The sequence below is a fragment of the Massilia sp. DJPM01 genome, from assembly GCF_030348125.1.
In the GTDB taxonomy this organism is placed as follows: Bacteria; Pseudomonadota; Gammaproteobacteria; order Burkholderiales; family Burkholderiaceae_D; genus Telluria_A; species Telluria_A frigida.
This window is the reverse complement of record NZ_JAQOZV010000029.1, coordinates 37,252-55,146: the sequence shown is the minus strand read 5'-3', so window position 1 is coordinate 55,146 and position 17,895 is coordinate 37,252. Positions and strand designations below refer to the sequence as shown.

General features: G+C 61.3%; 15 protein-coding genes and 3 tRNA genes. 7 read left to right on the top strand and 11 right to left on the bottom strand.

What is annotated here, in order from left to right:
• Window positions 1-32: 32 nt before the first annotated feature.
• From PO883_RS18910 to PO883_RS18885, 6 genes are all read right to left on the bottom strand, one after another.
• Window positions 33-1,091 (bottom strand): hypothetical protein, encoded by a 1,059-nt coding sequence (locus PO883_RS18910; protein WP_289311129.1) that lies wholly within the window; start codon window positions 1,089-1,091, stop codon window positions 33-35.
• Complete coding sequence (locus tag PO883_RS18905) at window positions 1,075-2,241, bottom strand: DNA cytosine methyltransferase (RefSeq protein ID WP_289311128.1); 1,167 nt, start codon at window positions 2,239-2,241, stop codon at window positions 1,075-1,077. The genes PO883_RS18910 and PO883_RS18905 overlap by 17 nt, the downstream gene beginning before the upstream one ends.
• 460 nt (window positions 2,242-2,701) lie before the next feature.
• Window positions 2,702-2,774: transfer RNA gene (locus PO883_RS18900), tRNA-Phe, on the bottom strand.
• An 85-nt stretch (window positions 2,775-2,859) separates the two neighbouring features.
• Window positions 2,860-4,755, bottom strand: coding sequence for a DUF4105 domain-containing protein (locus PO883_RS18895; RefSeq protein WP_289311127.1), 1,896 nt, complete (start codon window positions 4,753-4,755; stop codon window positions 2,860-2,862).
• Window positions 4,752-5,120: a hypothetical protein gene (locus PO883_RS18890; protein WP_289311126.1), complete on the bottom strand. Its 369-nt coding sequence runs from the start codon at window positions 5,118-5,120 to the stop codon at window positions 4,752-4,754. The genes PO883_RS18895 and PO883_RS18890 overlap by 4 nt, the downstream gene beginning before the upstream one ends.
• Before the next feature lie 14 nt (window positions 5,121-5,134).
• A complete protein-coding gene (locus PO883_RS18885) occupies window positions 5,135-5,554 on the bottom strand; it encodes a hypothetical protein (RefSeq protein WP_289311125.1) in 420 nt (139 codons plus the stop codon).
• Between the two features lie 255 nt (window positions 5,555-5,809).
• Here PO883_RS18885 and PO883_RS18880 point away from each other — a divergent pair, with 255 nt between their 5' ends.
• Window positions 5,810-6,478 carry a hypothetical protein gene (locus PO883_RS18880; protein WP_289311152.1) on the top strand — a complete coding sequence of 223 codons (669 nt, stop codon included), beginning with the start codon at window positions 5,810-5,812 and terminating at the stop codon, window positions 6,476-6,478.
• A 122-nt stretch (window positions 6,479-6,600) separates the two neighbouring features.
• On the opposite strand, the gene PO883_RS18875 is transcribed toward PO883_RS18880, so the two are convergent.
• A complete protein-coding gene (locus tag PO883_RS18875) occupies window positions 6,601-7,068 on the bottom strand; it encodes a hypothetical protein (RefSeq protein WP_289311124.1) in 468 nt (155 codons plus the stop codon).
• A 557-nt stretch (window positions 7,069-7,625) separates the two neighbouring features.
• Between PO883_RS18875 and PO883_RS18870 the strand changes: the two genes are divergently transcribed.
• Entirely contained in the window at window positions 7,626-8,933 is a 1,308-nt protein-coding gene (locus PO883_RS18870) for a carbohydrate-binding protein (protein WP_289311123.1), read from the top strand.
• A gap of 236 nt (window positions 8,934-9,169) precedes the next feature.
• On the opposite strand, the gene PO883_RS18865 is transcribed toward PO883_RS18870, so the two are convergent.
• The 4 genes from PO883_RS18865 to PO883_RS18850 all read right to left on the bottom strand — a co-directional run bounded on the left by PO883_RS18865 (window position 9,170) and on the right by PO883_RS18850 (window position 12,368).
• Window positions 9,170-10,567 (bottom strand): GGDEF domain-containing protein, encoded by a 1,398-nt coding sequence (locus PO883_RS18865; RefSeq protein ID WP_289311122.1) that lies wholly within the window; start codon window positions 10,565-10,567, stop codon window positions 9,170-9,172.
• A 539-nt stretch (window positions 10,568-11,106) separates the two neighbouring features.
• The gene (locus PO883_RS18860) at window positions 11,107-11,736 is read right to left on the bottom strand and encodes a hypothetical protein (RefSeq protein ID WP_289311121.1); all 630 of its coding nucleotides are present in this window, start codon (window positions 11,734-11,736) and stop codon (window positions 11,107-11,109) included.
• A gap of 399 nt (window positions 11,737-12,135) precedes the next feature.
• Window positions 12,136-12,211, bottom strand: a tRNA-Phe gene (locus tag PO883_RS18855).
• Window positions 12,212-12,292: 81 nt separating this feature from the next.
• Window positions 12,293-12,368, bottom strand: a tRNA-Phe gene (locus PO883_RS18850).
• 117 nt (window positions 12,369-12,485) lie between these two features.
• Between PO883_RS18850 and PO883_RS18845 the strand changes: the two genes are divergently transcribed.
• From PO883_RS18845 to PO883_RS18825, 5 genes are read left to right on the top strand one after another with little or no spacing between them, the layout of a single operon-like run.
• The gene (locus PO883_RS18845; RefSeq protein WP_289311120.1) at window positions 12,486-13,703 is read left to right on the top strand and encodes an FAD-dependent monooxygenase; all 1,218 of its coding nucleotides are present in this window, start codon (window positions 12,486-12,488) and stop codon (window positions 13,701-13,703) included.
• 25 nt (window positions 13,704-13,728) lie between these two features.
• Window positions 13,729-14,520 carry a DsbC family protein gene (locus tag PO883_RS18840; protein ID WP_289311119.1) on the top strand — a complete coding sequence of 264 codons (792 nt, stop codon included), beginning with the start codon at window positions 13,729-13,731 and terminating at the stop codon, window positions 14,518-14,520.
• A 52-nt stretch (window positions 14,521-14,572) separates the two neighbouring features.
• Window positions 14,573-15,031 (top strand): (2Fe-2S)-binding protein, encoded by a 459-nt coding sequence (locus PO883_RS18835; protein ID WP_099874104.1) that lies wholly within the window; start codon window positions 14,573-14,575, stop codon window positions 15,029-15,031.
• Window positions 15,032-15,041: 10 nt separating this feature from the next.
• Complete coding sequence (locus PO883_RS18830) at window positions 15,042-17,261, top strand: xanthine dehydrogenase family protein molybdopterin-binding subunit (protein WP_289311118.1); 2,220 nt, start codon at window positions 15,042-15,044, stop codon at window positions 17,259-17,261.
• 14 nt (window positions 17,262-17,275) lie between these two features.
• Window positions 17,276-17,866 carry a nucleotidyltransferase family protein gene (locus PO883_RS18825; RefSeq protein ID WP_289311117.1) on the top strand — a complete coding sequence of 197 codons (591 nt, stop codon included), beginning with the start codon at window positions 17,276-17,278 and terminating at the stop codon, window positions 17,864-17,866.
• Window positions 17,867-17,895: the final 29 nt, after the last annotated feature.

The following is a 17,895-nucleotide window of genomic DNA, read 5'->3' as shown; positions in this document are numbered from 1 at the left end:
CTTATGCAAATGACGCGTGGAGAAAAGGATTGCTATTCGCCGTCGTCTTGATCGAGATCGAGTTGTCCAGGGATTTCAATTTCGGTTTCCAGATCGCCAACGGCGCGAAAGATGTTGGCGAAGTTGTACCTCCACTGCAGCGCAAAGCTCATCCCAATTTTTCCGTCGAGCGCACCTGTTTTTAAACGGTGCCATTCGGCGCCGCTTGGCGCACGAGCAGCGTCTTTCAATACTTCAAGGACCCAGTTCTCGGCGGCTTCAAGTACGCCAACGTAGAGCGGCTGGACCTGCTGTATTTTCTCCAACGCTTGGCGGTCAGTATCAGGCAACAAAAGGACGCCAGTCTTTTCTCGCTTCTTGTTTTGTCGCTCAAACTCTTTAATACCCGATGAAATAAGGTCTTTGAGCTGCTCCTCGTTGTCCAAGTCTTCAACCAGCTTTAACAGTTGCGTAGCCCTCCAATCGCTTTGATTCACATACGCCAAGAAACGGAAGAGGCGTTGCAGGCGTTGCTCATCGTCCGCCAATAGCCATTCGCGGTGTTTAAACGCCAGTCGGCATAATTTGAAGTCGGCAATTTCCGTCTTCTTAAGATATTTCCAATCAGTAATCTGTAGCGTGAGCCGGCTCTTTTTCTTGGCTTCTTGATAGTCGGTAAGCAGGACCAGAGCATCAAATTCGCTGCCATGAAGGCGCTCATAAGCTGTGAAGAATGGTTCGCTAGTACAGAAATTCTTCGAGGGAGACTTGATTCCAAGGTCCAGGTCAGGGAGATCCACGCCGCGCGCCGGGTTAATCTTGAGCGGCGCAATATCGTGGCCTAAGTCGACTTTGATTTTTTGCTCTAAAACGGCTACGAAAACCATTTCCAAAATGCTCCCAACCGTCTTGCCATCAAAGTTTGGCAATCGTCCATCATTTTTCAGTCCTGCGAACCAATGCGGCAACTTCCCGCCACGCCCCAGGCGTGTAATGGTTGGCTCCAGTTCATCCAATCCGATACCGGAGAGGCCGTCATTCAACGATCCCATGATTTCGTCCAAATGTTCGATTGTCAGGGCCTTCAATTGGTCCTTAGACAGCATATTCAAAAATCTCCCGTTGCCTGTCAGTTGTGAGAATCTGCGCGAACGGTATTCCTTCGTCAAATAGCCGGTCAAGAACCCACTCGACCATTTGAGGCGGAACTGCGTTACCGATTAATTCATATTGATTGTAGATCGACGCAACCTTACAGTGATTGTCCGGGAAGCCCTGGATGCGAGCGTACTCTACATTCGTAAGGCGGCGATAACTGTCGCCAATTTTGTACCGTTCATAGTGCCTACTGGTTGACGCAGTGAGCGTCGGGGCCACACCTTTTGTTCCGAAAATCGTGTAACCCATCCGTGCACCGCCAGCCTGATTGCTCAGGATTTCAACACCTTGTACGAATTTTTCGATGACCGTATTCTGTCCAAGTCGGGATAGCGTCGATTCCGTAAAATCGAATTCTGCCGCAACTTCACTTTCCAAAATGGTCTGAAGTTTGATAACCGGCATGGCATCGGAAAACGAAGGTATGGTAACACCGCAGAAATGGCCATCGTGTGCTACACCCCATGTGGGAAATGATTTTCCATGATCCGTAATTTTCGGCCAGTTAGCGAAATCCGATAGGAGCGATGACGCACCTCTAGGCAGAAACCCTATTTCGCTTTTCGACAGCAATCGAACCTGTCCTGAAGGATTGCCATTCGCCTGAACTCCAGTGATAAAAATCCGCTGGCGATTCTGAGATAGGCCATGGTTCATTGCATTTAGCAGCCGCCACTCGATCGCATAGCCGAGAGAAGATAGTTTATCGATAATTGTTGCAAAATGCTCTCCATTTTCCATTGACAAAAGGCGCTTAACATTCTCTAGTACGAAATATCTTGGTCGAGTGACCGTCAGCACCTCCACAATTTTCTCAAAGAGAGTGCCTCGCGGGTCACGGATACCATTTTTTTTCCCTGCGCTGCTAAAGGGCTGACATGGAAAGCCAGCAGTCAATAAATCGTGTGGCGGTATCTCACCGAGATAGTCACTGATATCACCGATGCGAAGCTCGCCGGCACCAAACGCGTCCATATAGACTTTGCATGCAGTAGGTTTGATATCGTTCGCGAAAACTGTCTTGATGCCTTTAGAATCGCAAGCCAGACGGAATCCTCCGATCCCTGCGAATAGCTCGATCGCTTTAAGTTGTTTCTTCGCCATGTTCCTGATGTCGCAAAATGTTCTGAGATAACTAACGTTTTGTATTGTATGAATGCAATGTTTAGAGGGCTAGAGACCGCTCGGTTTATGTAGGACAGTCAAGTTAGACGTAAGTTCGGCTATTTGTCTGAGCGGACCAGAATGATTGCACGAAAAATAGGGTGGTGGTGGTTTCAGTTTAAGAATCTTTCAGCGCGACAGCGGCAGGGAAGTGCAGTGCCGAGAAGTAGCGAGTCGAGTGTCGTTTTTTGCTCCTATCAGACAGCAAAAGGCCTGAATCGGCGGAGGCACAGCGTGAGTGAGGTACTGATGGCTGTCGGTTGGACGACTCATTTGATGTTGCGGAGTGAACGTCGCTGTCCTGCCCCGCGCCGGAAATGGACCGGACACGAGGACCGTCAATCCCACAAGCGACAACGCTCACTTACATGAGTGGGCGTTGCGTGAACGATGTTCCCGGTGGCCCGGGGCGGAATCGAACCACCGACACAAGGATTTTCAAACCTCTGCTCTACCGACTGGGCTACCGAGCCCAGCGCAGGATTATAAGGCATTTGTTGATTCCCCCGGACACGATGGCCGCGCGGCTCATATTGGGCGCTGAAAGCGGTGGGCCGCTCAGTCGCGCTCCAGCGGATGGGCGAGGCTGCGCTGGCGCCACTTCAGGCTCACGTTCAGTTCGGACACGTGGCGCGGCGCCCAGGTCCGGCCGGCGCCGAGCGCAAGCGACAGATTGCGCGACAGCCTGAACTCCCCAGTGGCGCGGGCGCCGAGGCGGCGCAAGGTGGCGCCGGCGATGAATTTTTCGGCTTGCAGCTCCAGCTGGGCCGACCATTGCGCTCCCTGGCGCGTGGCTGCCGCGTGCAGCGCGCCGGCCACGCCGGCATGGTGGGGCAGGCCGGCGCCGGCTTCCACGCGGGCGCCGGGCAGCAGCGAGAACACCGTGTCGCCGCCCAGCCGCCAGGCCATGCCGGAATGGTAGGCCACGCTGCTCGCCATGTGATCGCGCTCAAGGTAGGACTCGCTGCGGGTGGCCAGTTGCAGGCGCCAGGCGCGTGGCTGGAACAGGGTCGAGGAAGGAATCGCCGACTGCGCCACCAGCCAGTCGATGCGGCGCAGGCGGGCATGCTGGCCGTGCACGTGCAGTTCCGGATTGAGCACGGTGATCTCGGCGTGCGGTTCGTAGCCGGGCAGGGGATTGGTCAGGGTGTGCTGGAAGGCCGCGTACTCCAGGCTGACGCTGCGCTGCCCGGCGCGCTGGCGTGCCCCGATGGCCATCAGGCCGCCATCGTGGCCGTCTTCCGGCGTTGCGGGCCCGGCCCGGCTGGCGAGCGGCTCGGGAGCGTCGAGCTCCAGGCGCGCCCTGGTGATCGCGCCGAGGATATCCTTGCGCGTGGCGCGCTCGCCTTCGTCGCGGTCGATCAGGACGGACGCGTATTCATACGCCAGTTGCAGCGCGCCCGCGCGCCGCGCCGATGGCAGCGCGGCGATCTGGTCGATGCCGGCCTGGCCGAGCGCGATCCGGTGCGCGGCGGCGGCGTCCTGCGCCGTCACCTGGGTTTCAAAATCGCGCACGCGCTTGGGGGCCGATGGCCATACCCGGTGCGCGCCGAGCATGCCGGCAGCGCGCAGGGCGCGGATGGTGTCGACCGGCACCGTCACCATGCCGAAACGCTTGAGCAGTCCGGCATGCGGGCGCGCCACGTCGATCAGGGTGAGTGTGCGATAAGCGCAGTTTTCATGCAGGAAGGCGTAGTCGAAGGCGCCGTCCTTGATTTCCCAGGTATGCAGGAGAACGCGCCGCACTTCGGCGGGCGTGAGCGCGAGTTCGTACTCGTGAATGTCGCGGCCTTCGCTCTCGGTATACGTGCGCAGGCGGCGGTAGAAGGGCAGCTCGTCGGCCACGCCGGGGAAGCCGCCGAACAGGCCCTTGAACACGAACGCCAGCGCACTGTCGCGCGCCTCGGTGCGGGCCGCGTAGTTGATTGTGGGACTGAGCAGTTCACTGTTGGAGTGCTGGTAAAGCTTGAGAAAGGTGTGGCCGAAGGTGGACGAGGGGTTTTCCAGATAACCGGAGGCGAAGTTGATGCTGATGCGCTGGCCGGCAAAGCCCGCCAGCCATTGCGACAACTGCGGGCATCGTTCGATGGCAGCGTCGGCGCCGTCGTCTCCCAGCCGCATGCGCAGCCATTCGTAACGTGCCGGGAAGCGGCAGGCGAAATCCTGGCGCTGGGCGGGCGCGTGGAGCGCCGCCACCGCGGCCAGCAGCTCGGCGGCGGGCGAGCTCTTGCCTTCGGGGGACAGGAAAAACTGCGGACGATCGGCCTGGCTGCGCTTGCTGCCGCCGCTGTGCGCGCGGTAGTGCAGCAGTGCCAGCCAGGCGGGGTCACTGGCGATCTGTTGATCGGCGACCTGGCGCGCATCGTCTTCCAGTGAAGCGGCGGTCGCCGGGGCTGGGTGGCTGGCGCACACGCCCAGGAAGGCGCCGGCCAGGACGCGGCGCAGCGGGTTCATTCTTTGGGGACGGCGCAGGTGCGGCCGCTGTCGTATTGCTGCGCAAGGCGCTCGGCGAACAGGCGCGTATCGCTGGCGCTGGCCAGCGTCTGGCGCAGCCACGCGAGTTTGAGCGCGCCATCGGCGCAGTGCGGGAAATAGGCGGCGAGGGTTTGCAGATACGGTCCCTGCTTGCGGATCAGATCGGCGCCAATGCGGCGGTGGGAAAACAGGGCGAAGTCGCGCAGGACGCGGGCGTCGGCGGAGAGAAGCGCCGGGCTTGACGCGGCAGGGCCGGCGTCAGCAGCGAACTGGGCGCAGCCGCAGGAGGGCGCGGACGCCCCCGTCTGCAGCCCGGTCAGGGCAAGGGCGGCCAGTGTGCTCATGGCGCCCATGTGGCTTACCTGGCGACCGGTTGCAGGTCGATCATGTATTCGCCGGGATCGTATTCGCGCGCGGCGCCGGTCGAGGTATCGATCGAGGTGCTCAGTGGGCTGGTCAGGAGGATGTTGCCCCACATCCATGGGTTCATCTTGGTGGTCAGCGCCACTTCGGTGGGTGCGAAGCCGGCTTTTTCAACAAACAGGGCGCCATGCTTGCGCGACAGGGTGACCGTCAGCGGGGTGACGCCGACGGGGACCTTGTTGGTCACGCTTTCGTTGCCCTGGCTATCGGTGGTCTTTACCGCGGTGTAGACGGTGGCGCCCACGGGATTGCTGGATACTTTGACTTGCTGGGTGGTGCCGGAGTGCATGCTGGCGCAGCCGCTCAGGGCAAGCGCGGCGGCAACCATCATGAACTTCAGGGGAAAACGGGTCATCGTGGATCTTTCGGACTATCTGGACTGGGGATAAGGAGCTTGGCGAGCGTGTTATTTATCACCAAGAAATATTTCCCGAAGGATGCCATAGCGACCACAAGTATCAAAGAGGGAGAGCGTGTATTTCCGCGCCTCCGTCGCTTTTGCACATCGCGCTGTGGCGTGCTCGCGCAGCGGCGCACAAATCGAATGCGCCGCGCGATTTTGTGCCCCGCAGGTACACTGCTTTTATCGAAAACAGCTGTCGAGGCCAGGATGCGCATGATGGATTTGAGTTCGTGGCAAGGGGCGATGAGCACCGTCGTCGGCTTGGCCATATTCACCTTGCTCGGGGTGGGCATCCGCATGCTCATGATGCAAACCATTCAGCAACGGCGCGAGCGCATGAACCGCCAGATCAACGAACGGCTCAAAACGCTGATTTCCGCTTATCGGACCTTGGGCGGGTCGTTTACCGGGCAACTGACGGTCGATCCGACGCACTTGCGCGATTTGCGCGCCGGCGCGCCATCCGGTGCGGACGACAGCGGTGCGCCAGATGGGACATCGAGTTCGGACCGAACGCGCCGCATCCGCGACGCCGTCGAAGCCGCGCTGGCGGATATCCTGCTGCTCGGTACGGAAGAGCACTGCCGGCTGGCGGGACAGGCGGCAGGCGACCTGGCAGCCGGGCGTCCGATCCACACGGCTGAGCTGGTTATCTCCCTGCGCAGCTTCATTCGCGCGGCCCTCGATCTGGCACCGATACCGGGCGATGTGATGATTCCGCTGCAAGGACCGACGCGCGCGCAGGGCAGCGCTGGCCATGGCAAGGGCGACGCTGGCAGGCCCGGGAATAAAGGGGGCGGCGGCGATATGGGGGGTGGCATGGGAATGGAGATCGCGCCCGGCACGGGGCGCAAGGATGGCGACCTGCCTGCTTGATACGGATTGCGAGCGGGATGTTCAGCGCCGCCGCCTGGCCCTCGTCGTACGGGGACGCGGCGCGATGAGCGCGATCGGTGACAATGCCAACCGAGGGCGGCGTTCCGCTTCTTTTCCGTTTCTTACATCGTGCGCTTGCGGAAGCTGAACAGCTCCGTGAGAAAAAATGCCCACGGTATGCAGAACATGGCGGGTATCAGCGCCATGCCTGCGGGAACGCCAGATCCGGCTTTCAACACGATGGCAAGCACCAGCACAATGGCCGCGATAATGACGGACACGGTGCCAACATAGCCAAGCACTTGAGTCAGGCCGGCATACGACGCCGGTACGCGCTCCCCGCGAGCGTAACAAAGCCATATGCGCCGCGCCACAAGGGCAAGCATCACGAGAAACAGCAGCCAGGTCACGATGCTCGGCAGGAAGTACGCAAGTGCGCCGGGGATGAGCGAGCTGAACGGCGAGAAGAGCCCAAACAGTTGCGCGCCAGGAGGTGAAATTCCAGCCAGTTGCAGCAAGGCTAAAACGGGGCCGACAGTATAGGAAGGGACGAGGAGCCCGAAGCATAGCCAGTATGAAAAAGTGCGCATGGTATTGAAGCCTCAGGTGATGGCAAGCGTTTCAGCGGGCAGGCGGCCGCAAACGGCCGCCGCGGGCAGTATACCTGCCCGATGGGACGCAGCCTGCTTCCTGGTTGCCGGCGGCCCGAACAACAGGTGATTGACGGCGCGCCGATACCCCCGGCGTCACGAATCTCAGCGCCGATAAAATGGCACTGCCCAAAAACAAGAACGGAGGCTGCTACAGCCATCGCGATGCTGACTGGAAACAATAAAGCGGATCGGGCAGGCATCCTGGCGCATTCCCCGCTGTCTGGCCCCACGCACTCGTGAGCAGGTCTCAAGCTGCCCGGCAATATTTGCCGGGCGGACCGCTTAAAGACGCGAAGCAACTCTTTGGCGTAAACCCGACACAAGCGGGCCGAAACTGAGGTCAGGCTTGTAAGGGTTTTGACAATATGCCAAATGTGCTGGATACTTAATTTGGTGGAAACGCTTCCATTACCATCGTTGTTGATGACGACTTCGGCTGGAAGCGGTGGTAGCCCGCACGTACAACCCCAACTATAACTTTGGAGACTTTCAACATGAAGATGAAGACGATTAACGTCTTGCTGGCATCATTATTGACTGCAGGCACCATCGCAGGATGTGGCGACAACACAGCGCACGAGGGCCCCGACGCCGCGAGTGCCAAAGGCACCATGGCTGGCACCAGGTCCGCCATCGGCAGTGCCAGCGCCGCCATCTGCATGCTACAGGCTGAAAATTATTCCAACGCGTTTGACACCACTGCGGGCAATACAGGTAACCAATACCGCACCGATAACGTCGATATTGAAGCGACCAGCGATACCGGCGGCGGTTTTAACGTTGGCTGGACTGCCAACGGCGAATGGTTGGCACACAACAACGTCACCTTCCCTACCAGCGGCGCCTATACCATCGCGTACCGTGTTGCGGCCCCTTCCGCAGGCGGCGTGATGTCGGCCGACCTTAACGGAGGCACGATCCCGCTGGGCAACACGGCGGTTCCCGCAACGGGCGGCTGGCAGAGCTGGACCACGGTGCAGCGCACGATTAACGTGAATGCCGGTACGTACAACCTCGGCACCTTCATCAGCAGCGCGGGCTTTAACCTGAACTGGATCAGTATCGCCGGCGCAAGTTGCGGCAGCACCCCACCACCTGGCGACTGGACGCTGGCCTGGGCGGATGAGTTCAACGGCACCTCATTGGACACCGCGAAGTGGAACATCGAGGTCAACGGAGATGGCGGCGGCAACAACGAGCTGCAGTACTACACCGCACGTCCGGAGAACATCCGTGTCACCGGCGGCGAACTGGTGATCGAGGCGCGCAAGGAAGCCTATATGGGCAAGCAGTACACCTCGGGCCGTATTACCACCCAGAACAAGGCCAGCTGGCAGTACGGCCGGATCGAAGCGCGCATGAAAATCCCGACCGGCAAAGGCACGTGGCCGGCTTTCTGGATGCTGGGTAATTCGATCACCAGTGCGGGCTGGCCCGCAAGTGGTGAAATCGACATCATGGAGCACATCAATTCTGAAGCGGTCACCCATGGCACCATCCACTGGTCGGATCAGAACAACGCGTATGCCAATTATGGCGGCCCATCGGGCAACCTGGACTTCTCGCAGTACCACGTGTATGCCGTGGAGTGGGATGCCTCGGCGATCCGCTGGTATGTGGACGGTAGCAAGTTCCACGAAGTCAATATCGCAGGCGGCATCAACGGTACCTCGGAGTTCCATGCGCCGTACTTCCTCCTGTTTAACCTGGCCGTCGGCGGCAACTGGCCTGGCAGCCCGGATGGATCCACCGCATTCCCGAACCGGATGCAGGTGGACTACGTTCGCGTCTATCGCAAGTAATCCGGCGCTCCAGTTTCAACGCAAATCGGCCGACATGAAGCTGCCCACATTTCCAAAGGTGCTGGCGTCCTTGGAATGATCCCTGTGCTTGCTTGCCAGACCCGACGTGGGCTCTTGAACGCTTGCCATGTTGTCAGTGCTGACGCAATCCGACAGTGCCGGGCGGGGCAGGGGGGATCGGCCGGAGCCGCGGGCTAGGGATACTGGAAACAAAAACGCCACCCGAAGGTGGCGTTTTATTTATTCTTGGTGGCCCGGGGCGGAATTGAAGCACCGACACAAGGATTTTCAATCCTCTGATCCCGCCCCGCCGCGACCGCCTTGGCGGCATACATCCTCTCATCCGCGTGGGACATGAGGGCCTGCCGATTGTCGCCATGCTCGGGATAATGCGCAATGCCGATGCTGACGGAAACCTGCAGCTGGATGCCTTCGCCAAGGTCGACCGGCGCCGCCAGCGCCAGATGGATTTTATCCACGACCAGCCCCGCATTCGTGGACAGGGCGCTATTTTCCAGCAGGACGACGAATTCATCACCGCCCAGGCGCGCCAGCGTATCGGTGTCGCGCAGGCAGAAAGCGATGCGGCGCGCGACCTGCCGCAGCAACAGGTCGCCACATGCGTGGCCGTAGCTGTCGTTGACCAGTTTGAACCGGTTCAGGTCGATGAACAGCAAGGACAACCCCTCCTGCTGACGTCGAGCGCGGGCGAGGGCGGTGTCGAGCCGGTCGTAGAGCAGGCGCCGGTTCGGCAGGCGGGTGAGTTCGTCGTACATGGCCATGAAATGCATTTGCGCATGCAAGCGCTTGCGCTGGATGGCGGCGGCGAGCTGGTCCGCCACGAACAGCAGCAGGTCGCGGTCGTGGGCCATGTAGCTGGCGCCCTCGGTTCCCGTGCACAGTACGATAACGCCGACGATGCCCTCGGGAGTCTTCAGTGGCACCGCTAGTGCGCCGCCTGTCATGCTGTTCGTCGCTGCCTGCAACTGTGCCGGCAGTGCTTCACCGCTCCCGGACTGCAGCAGCAGCGGCGCTGCGCGTCGAACCACTTCCTCGCACAGCACGCGCGTCAAGGACGCATTGGACGGCATGCCGCCGTCGACGTAGTAGGCAAAGTCCAAGTGCTGGCCGGCCGTGTCGAGCAGGGCCACGCCAAAACCGGAGGCGGGCAGCAGGTCGCCGATGATCGCGTGGCTGCGCTGAAACAGGTCCACCAAGTCGTCGCTTGCCTGCGCCGCCTCGGAAATGGCGTAGAGCACCGCCTGCAGCGCCTGGGCCTGCTTCAGGAGCGTTACATCGCGCGCGACCGCCATGCGCAACTGATCAGGCTCGGACCAGCGCGCCGACCACATGATATGGGCGATGCTCCCGTCCTTGCGCAGGTAGCGGTTTTCGAAATGGGTATGGGATTCGCCGTTCATGATGTTGCGCGCCGTAGCCAGCGTGCGCTCACGGTCGGCCGGCGCGACAAGATCGATCATGAGCTTGCCGATCATTTCCTGTTGGGTATAGCCGAAGATGCGTTCGCAGGCGGCGCTGACAAACACGAAACGTCCGCCGGCGTCGACCATGCAGACAGCGTCAAGCAGCAAGTCAATGAAGTTGGCCACGGGGGCGGCGACGATATTTTTCATGTTTCATTTTAACGGACATTTGACGGGAGCAAGGAATCGGGGCCATAGCGGTAAAAGTGGACACGTCGAAAACCCGCCGCCACCCTGGCATGGCGGAATACGTCAACGTCGCCGCCCTGGCGGCCGCGGTCGATCGCGGGGTGCTGCATCCTCGAGCGGGGGTTGTTTTCAAAGGCGCTCATTAAAAAGGCCGGCTGCGAGTACGACGCGCTCCCCTTGTACTACAGGCAGAATGCAAAAATTATGACGGTAGGGAATTGAGGCGCCTGAGCTATCCATCAGAGATGCCCAACCTCGATGCGATCGACCGGCGTTATCGACGTTCAAGGAAAGGCAAGGCATTGATTGTTTAACATGCAACGTGTGACGGACATCTCACCAGTTTCAAGCGCTGGTTGAGGGGATGGTGCAGCATGTGAAAAGCCGGAGATGGAGGGGACACAAGGACTTTTCGTTTGTTCTTGGTGGCCCGGGGCGGAATCGAACCACCGACACAAGGATTTTCAAGAATGCGGTCGTAGTCCGGCCTAGTCGGCTCATCAGCTGTCTTGGATGGGCCTAAAGTAACCAATAATACTCTCTGGGTTTCTCACGCAAATTTGCACATGATTCTTCTTCTCGATGCGCGCACCTGGGTAGATCGGACCGCCTTCCCAAAAGGCTCCGCGCACAGTATCGTACGATTGCAGCGGCGTTGTGCCAGGGTTTTCGTCTTGCCAGTCATCGGATTGAGTAAGCGCTCGGAGTTCATGCACCATGTTAATGACTGCACAGTCCAACTTGCGGTCCCACAATTCCTTGCCATCACCGTTTTTCGGCAGAAATTCCTCGCCGCCGCGCTCAGTCAGCAGCGCGTCATAGCCGGCTTCGAGGTAGCCAAGGCCCTTCGCATCGAGTAAATTCAGGCAAAGTCCCGGATCGATGATAGCGCCGACTACAGCCACCTTTTCGTTGCGGCCTTGCCATTTGAACTTTTCTTGGACGAACTGGTACGCCCGTAAGGGGCTGTATTCCCAAAAATAAATCCCATGACCGAGCCAGTCATAATCATTCTCGCTTGACGAGAGATGACCTTTACCAGACAAGATTTTCTCGGCCGTCTTCACGTCGGTGCCGTGGAAGCCGATAAGGAAACTTGGAAGCAGCTCGTAGCGTGATCCGTAGATCATCAGCTCTTATAGACTTTTTTCAGGTTACCGGAAGCCGTGGTGATTCCAGCCTTCACGACGACGCTTCGCAGTTGTTCTGGATGATTTTTGAGCGTGGCAATTACCGTTCGAAAGGTCGTCAGATCTTCGGTGGAAGACCGTTTCGCCTGGAATTGACCTGTATGGGATGACTTTAGCGTACTGTGCTTGGGCATGATGACCTCTCTGATGCGAACCATTGTAGCACCGCTGTTACCGCCGGTTCACCGTGATGCGAGGAAGTCAGGAGGCGCAACAAATTTATTGCTGTCCACCTTGACATGTGCGGTCGAGACCGGCAATAGACCGGATACGAGGACTGCGAAGCCCAGAAACGACAACGCCCACTTCTATGAGTGGGCATTGCGTGAACGATGTTCTTGGTGGCCCGGGGCGGAATCGAACCACCGACACAAGGATTTTCAATCCTCTGCTCTACCGACTGAGCTACCAGGCCAAGTACATCTACAACATTTGCCCGCTGAGGGGCAACTTCAATAAACAAAAACGCCACCCACAGGCGGCGAAAATGCATTCTTGGTGGCCCGGGGCGGAATCGAACCACCGACACAAGGATTTTCAATCCTCTGCTCTACCGACTGAGCTACCAGGCCAAGAGGCATGATTATAGACACCCGGTCCGCGCTTTGCAAGTCCGACCGACAACTTTCTCGACAAATCCTCTGACCGGGCCGAAAACTGTCTTGTTGCCAGCCGCTATAATGCTCTATATGACTAGTCCAAATTCTTCTTCCGCGCGCCATCAGAGCGCGGTGTGTATCGTTGGCAACGGCGCCATCGCCAAGACCGCCGCCCTCGGCTTCGCCCAGGCCGGTCACAGCGTCACCGTGCTGGTCCCGCCATCGGCTTCAATCACCCCGGCCGCCACCGGCGAACCAGCCTGGGATGTGCGCGTCTACGCGCTTAACCACACCGCCCACGGACTGCTGTCCTCGCTCAAGGTCTGGGGTGCGCTCGACATGGACCGGGTGGCCGCGGTCGACACCATGGCCGTCAATGGCGATGGCGCGCGCCCGGGCGACCTGGCGTTCGATGCCTTCGGCGCCCACGTCGGCGCGCTGGCCTGGATCGTCGAAGACCGCAACCTGAACCAGGCGCTGGACGCCGCGCTCAGGTTCGCCGCCAACGTCACCATCGTCCAGGGCCGCGCCGTGAGCCTGGCGCTGGAAGCCGACGGCGCCAGCGTGCGCCTCGACGACGGCAGCGCCATCGCCAGCGCCCTGGTGGTGGGCGCCGACGGCGGCCAGTCGTGGGTGCGCGGCCAGTGCGATATCGGCGTCGATTACCGCGCCTACCACCAGCGCGCGGTGGTGGCCAATTTTTCCTGCGACAAGCCGCACCACGGCGTGGCGCACCAGTGGTTCACCGGCGAAGAGGGCATCGTGGCGCTGCTGCCGCTGCCCGGCAAGCGCGTCTCGCTGGTCTGGTCCGCGCCCGATGCGCTGGCCGACACCCTGATGAATGAAAGCCTGGGCGAACTGGCCGTGCGCCTGGCCGTGCTGGCCGGCGACAAGCTGGGCGAACTCAAGCCGCTGCAACCGGAGGCGGTCAAGGACTTGCCGCTGGCGCTGATCCGCCCGCACGCCATCGTCGCGCCGCGCGTGGCGCTGGTGGGCGACGCCGCCCACGTGGTCCATCCGCTGGCCGGGCACGGCATGAACTTGGGCTTTGCCGATGTCGCCGGCCTGCTCAAGACCATCGCCGCGCGCGAGCCGCAGCGCGCCATCGGCGACGAGCGCGTGCTGGCGCGCTACGCCCGCGCGCGCAAGGAAGACATCCTGCTGATGCAGGTCGCCACGGACGGCCTGGCGCGCCTGTTCGGCACCAATCTGGAGCCCGTTCGCATCGCGCGCAATTTGGGATTAAACTTGCTGGATAAGTTGCCTGTTCTCAAGCGTCGACTGATGTCGCACGCCATGGGCAAGTAGCGCTGTTAATGAATCGGAGATCATCATGTTAAACAAAAAAATCGCGCTGCTCGTCCTGACGGGCTTGTTCGCCGGCGCCGCGGGCGCCAAGCCGAGCGTGGAAGAAACCATCCGCAAGCGCGTCGAGCCCAAGCTGGGCAAGGGCGTGAAAATCGAGTCGATCAAGAAGACGCCCTACAGCGGCCTGTACGAAATCCGCGCGCACGGCGACATCATCTACACCGACAAGCAGGGCGAGTTCCTGATCTTCGGCCAGGTGGTCAACACGAAAACGCAGCGCAACCTGACCAAGGAGCGCGTCGAACAGATCAACATGATCAAGTTCGCCGACCTGCCGTTCGAGCACGCGCTCAAGCTGGTCAAGGGCGACGGCAAGCGCATGATGGCCATCTTCGAGGACCCGAACTGCGGCTACTGCAAGCGCTTCCGCCAGACCACGCTCAAGGAAATCGACAACGTGACGGTGTACACCTTCATGTACAACATCCTGTCCGAGGATTCCTCGGTCAAGTCCAAGAACATCTGGTGCGCGCCCGACCGCAACAAGGCTTGGGATGACTGGATGTTGGACAACAAGGCTGCGCCGGCGGCCGCCGCCACCTGCGCCAGCCCGAACGAGAAGGTCTTCGAACTCGGTCGCAAGCTGCGCATCGAAGGCACGCCGGCGATCTTTTTCGCCGATGGCAGCCGCATTCCGGGCGCGATCGATACCAAGGGCCTGGAAGCCAAATTCACCAGCCTGGGCACTCCAGGCAAGCCGGCCAAGCCGGTGGCCGCGGTGGCGGCAGCGGCGCCCGCCGCCGTCGCGAAAAAATAAAGCAGAATAAAACAGCAGTCCAAAGCGCAGCACCACCAAGAGGGAGTTACAGATGGTTACTTTGAATATCAACGGCCGCGAGATGCAGGTCGATGCCGATCCTGCCACCCCCATCTTGTGGGCGTTGCGCGATAACCTGAACATGACGGGCACCAAATTCGGCTGCGGCGCAGCCTTGTGCGGCGCCTGCACGGTGCACCTGAACGGCGACGCGATCCGCTCCTGCATCACGCCGATTTCGGCCGCCGCCGGCCAAAAAATCACCACCATCGAAGCGATGGAGGCCGACCCGGTCGGCAAGGCCGTACAGGATGCCTGGGTGCGCCACGACGTGCCGCAATGCGGCTACTGCCAGAGCGGCCAGGTGATGAGCGCCACGGCCCTGCTGCGCACCAACAAGAAGCCGACCGACGCCGACATCGACGGCGCCATGAGCGGCAATATCTGCCGCTGCGGTACCTATCAACGCATCCGCGCAGCCATCAAGGATGCGGCCACCACGTTAGCCTGAGGAGAGCCGCATGCGTACAGAATGGATTAACCAGGCGGCGTTGACACGCCCGCTTGACGGCGGCATGTCGCGCCGCAGTTTCATGAAAGCCGGCGCGGTGGCCACCAGTGGCCTGGTGCTGGGCTTCTTCATGCCGGATGCGAACAAGTTTGCGCGCGCGGCCGATGCCGCCGCCAAGCCGGTGTACGCGCCCAACGCGTTCCTGCGCATCGCGCCGGACAACAGCGTCACGGTGATGGTCAACCGGCTCGAATTCGGCCAGGGCGTGCACACCGCGCTGCCGATGCTGATCGCCGAGGAACTCGACGCCGACTGGGCGCAGATGCGCGGCGAACTGGCGCCCGCCGGCGACGTCTTCAAGGACCCGGCGTTCGGCATGCAGATCACCGGCGGCTCGGGCACCATCGCGCACTCGTTCATGCAGTACCGCGAAATCGGCGCCAAGGCGCGCGCCATGCTGGTCGCCGCCGCCGCCGAACAGTGGAAGGTCAATCCTGCGCAGCTCAGCACCGCCAGCGGTTTTGTGATGCATCCGGACGGACGCAAAGCCAGCTACGGCTCGCTCGCGGATGCGGCCATGAAGCAGCCGATGCCGGCCACGGTGGTGCTCAAGGATGCCAAGGATTTCCGCTTCATCGGCAAACCGGTCAAGCGCCTCGACGCGCTGGCCAAGTCGAGCGGCAAGCAGCAGTTCGGGATCGACTTCACCCTGCTTGACGCCAAGGTGGCCGTGGTGGCGCGCCCGCCGGTGTTCGGCGCCAGGGTCGCCAAGCTGGACGCCGCCAAGGCGCGCGCGATCAAGGGCGTGATCGAGGTACTGGAAATCGCGCTTGACCGCGGTGGGCGTGGCGTGGCGGTGATCGCCGACGGCTACTGGCCCGCCAGGCAGGGCCGCGAGGCGCTGCTGATCGACTGGGATACCAGCGCGGTCGAGAAGGTCACGACCAGCAAGCAGATGGCCGAGTTCAAGGCGCTGGCCAAAAAGGCCGGTACTGTCGCCAGACAGGCGGACGTGAGCAAGCTGGCGGGCGCGCCGAAGAAAATTTCGGCCGTCTACGAGTTCCCGTACCTGGCGCACGCGCCGATGGAGCCGCTCAACTGCGTCATCGACCTCAAGGCCGACAGCTGCACCGTGTGGGCCGGTACCCAGATGCAGACGGTCGACCAGGCCGCCATCGCCGCCACCGCGGGGCTGAAGACCGGGCAGGTAACGCTCAACACCATGATGGCGGGCGGCGGCTTTGGCCGGCGCGCGGTGCCGACCTCGGACTACCTGGTCGAAGCGGTCAATGTCGCCAAGGCCTACAAGGCGGCCGGCAAGAGCGGTCCGTTGAAAGTGATCTGGAGCCGCGAAGACGACATCAAGGGCGGCTACTACCGTCCGTCGCACGTGCACCGCGCCGATATCGGCCTCGATGCCAAGGGCAATATCCTGGCCTGGGATCACGCCATCGTCGGCCAGTCGATCATCAGTGGCACGCCGTTCGAGCCGGCCATGATCAAGAATGGCGTCGATGCCACCATGGTCGAAGGCATGGGCGCGCCGTACGAGGTGCCCATGAAGCTGACCGTCCACAATGCCAAGGCCAACGTGCCGGTGCTGTGGTGGCGTTCCGTCGGCTCGACCCACACAGCCTTTGTGATGGAAACCCTGGTCGACGAAGCCGCGCACGTGGCCAAGATGGACCCGGTGGCCTACCGCAAAAAGCTGATGGGCGAGAAGCACACGCGCCACCTGGCCGCGCTCGACCTGGCGGTCGAAAAATCCGGCTACGGCAAGCGCAAGCTGGCCAAGGGCCGCGCATGGGGCGTGGCGCTGCACGAGTCGTTCGGCTCGGTGGTCGCGTATGTGGTCGAAGCGTCGGTCGTGAAGGGCGTACCCAAGCTGCATAAGGTCACCGCCGGCATCCACTGCAACCAGGTCGTCAATCCGCTCACGATCGAAGCGCAGGTGCAGGGCGCGGTGCTGATGGCGCTTGGTACCACCTTGCCGGGTGCGGCGATTACGCTCAAGGATGGCGTGGTCCAACAGCAGAACTTCAGCGACTACACCGTGGCGCGCATGACCGACATGCCGCAGGTGGACGTCTACACGGTGGCCTCCAGCGATGCGCCGACCGGCATGGGCGAACCTGGCCTGCCGCCGCTGGCGCCGGCGTTTGCCAATGCGCTGTTCACGCTGACGGGCAAGCGGCTGCGCAAGCTGCCGTTCGACCTGAAGGCGGCTTGACCGCGCATGCTGGAATGACCCCTGTCGGCATTTTGCTGGCCGCCGGCAGGGGGCGTCGTTTCGATCCGACTGGCGCAGCGAGCAAGCTGCTCCAGCCTTTGCCTGGCGGCGAGCTGCTGGTCGCCGCCAGCGCCCGTGTTCTGCTCTCCTCTGTCGACAAAGTGATCGCTGTGGTGCGGCCCGGCGACGGCGGCGTGGGCGACTGCCTGCGCGCGCTCGGCTGCATCGTCACGGTGTGTCCGGATGCCGACAGCGGCATGGCCGCCTCGCTGGTGCACGCGATCCGCCATTCGCTGCCCGAGGCCCCATCGTGGCTGATCGCGCTGGGCGACATGCCGCATGTCCGCCCCTCCACCATGCTGGCGCTGCGCGCCGCGCTGGAGCAGGGCGCGCCGATCGCGGTGCCGGTGCACGCCGGCCAGCGCGGCAACCCGGTCGGCTTTGGCCGCGTCCACCTCGACGCGCTGCTGGCGCTGCGGGGCGACCAGGGCGCACGCGCCATCCTCAATGCGCAACCGGTGAGTGTTGTCGCGGTCGACGATCCGGGCATTTTTTCGGACGTCGATACCGTCGCGGACCTGTTAAAAACAAGTACACTCGCGTAAGGTTGACAGCCTGCGCTGGTCCATCTCCA

Bases quoted from the DNA above. Each gene is read 5' to 3' on its own strand.
- PO883_RS18840 (WP_289311119.1), top strand. From the start codon at position 13,729: ATGTTAAACAAAAAAATCGCGCTGCTCGTCCTGACGGGCTTGTTCGCC.
- PO883_RS18880 (WP_289311152.1), top strand. From the start codon at position 5,810: ATGCGCATGATGGATTTGAGTTCGTGGCAAGGGGCGATGAGCACCGTC.
- PO883_RS18890 (WP_289311126.1), bottom strand. From the start codon at position 5,120: ATGAGCACACTGGCCGCCCTTGCCCTGACCGGGCTGCAGACGGGGGCG.
- PO883_RS18860 (WP_289311121.1), bottom strand. From the start codon at position 11,736: ATGATCTACGGATCACGCTACGAGCTGCTTCCAAGTTTCCTTATCGGC.
- PO883_RS18830 (WP_289311118.1), top strand. From the start codon at position 15,042: ATGCGTACAGAATGGATTAACCAGGCGGCGTTGACACGCCCGCTTGAC.
- PO883_RS18845 (WP_289311120.1), top strand. From the start codon at position 12,486: ATGACTAGTCCAAATTCTTCTTCCGCGCGCCATCAGAGCGCGGTGTGT.
- PO883_RS18905 (WP_289311128.1), bottom strand. From the start codon at position 2,241: ATGGCGAAGAAACAACTTAAAGCGATCGAGCTATTCGCAGGGATCGGA.
- PO883_RS18835 (WP_099874104.1), top strand. From the start codon at position 14,573: ATGGTTACTTTGAATATCAACGGCCGCGAGATGCAGGTCGATGCCGAT.
- PO883_RS18870 (WP_289311123.1), top strand. From the start codon at position 7,626: ATGAAGATGAAGACGATTAACGTCTTGCTGGCATCATTATTGACTGCA.
- PO883_RS18885 (WP_289311125.1), bottom strand. From the start codon at position 5,554: ATGACCCGTTTTCCCCTGAAGTTCATGATGGTTGCCGCCGCGCTTGCC.
- PO883_RS18825 (WP_289311117.1), top strand. From the start codon at position 17,276: ATGACCCCTGTCGGCATTTTGCTGGCCGCCGGCAGGGGGCGTCGTTTC.
- PO883_RS18875 (WP_289311124.1), bottom strand. From the start codon at position 7,068: ATGCGCACTTTTTCATACTGGCTATGCTTCGGGCTCCTCGTCCCTTCC.
- PO883_RS18865 (WP_289311122.1), bottom strand. From the start codon at position 10,567: ATGAAAAATATCGTCGCCGCCCCCGTGGCCAACTTCATTGACTTGCTG.
- PO883_RS18895 (WP_289311127.1), bottom strand. From the start codon at position 4,755: ATGAACCCGCTGCGCCGCGTCCTGGCCGGCGCCTTCCTGGGCGTGTGC.